The sequence below is a fragment of the Acinetobacter sp. WCHAc060042 genome, assembly GCF_003231195.1.
Lineage (GTDB): Bacteria > Pseudomonadota > Gammaproteobacteria > Pseudomonadales > Moraxellaceae > Acinetobacter.
Window position 1 is genome coordinate 1 of sequence record NZ_QKVN01000138.1, and the last position, 444, is coordinate 444.

Consider the following 444-nt stretch of genomic DNA (forward strand, 5'->3'; position numbering starts at 1 on the left):
ACGCCTACAGGCTACGGTACTTTATTGGCTGAAGGCAAAGAAACCCGTCACATCGACGGTAAAGATTATGTACTGGAATATCCAATCAAAGCCGATTTTGCTCTGATTAAAGCCCAACAAGGCGACCGTTGGGGCAATTTGGTTTACCGCAAATCGGCACGTAACTTCGGCCCGATTATGGCAATGGCTGCCAGTGTGACCATTGCACAAGTCTCTGAAGTGGTGGACTTAGGGGCTTTAGATCCTGAACACATCATCACCGCAGGTATTTTTGTTCAACACGTGGTGCAGGTTCAACCTGAACCTGTTGCTGTGTAATCGGGAGAACATCATGAGCTATCAAAAACTCAGCCGTAACCAAATTGCAGAACGTGTGGCACAAGACATTCCCGATGGGGCTTATGTGAATCTTGGGATTGGCTTACCGACCAAGATTGCCAGTTA

2 protein-coding genes are annotated in these 444 nt (G+C 47.5%); both read left to right on the forward strand.

The genetic code is table 11. The features are described from left to right. Positions 1-318, forward strand: a 318-nt coding sequence (locus tag DPG01_RS18600; RefSeq protein ID WP_162622385.1) for a 3-oxoacid CoA-transferase subunit A, incomplete at its 5' end; no start/stop codon positions are given. A gap of 13 nt (positions 319-331) precedes the next feature. Then, positions 332-444: CoA-transferase (locus tag DPG01_RS18605; protein WP_322873883.1), on the forward strand; the 113-nt coding region annotated here is incomplete at its 3' end.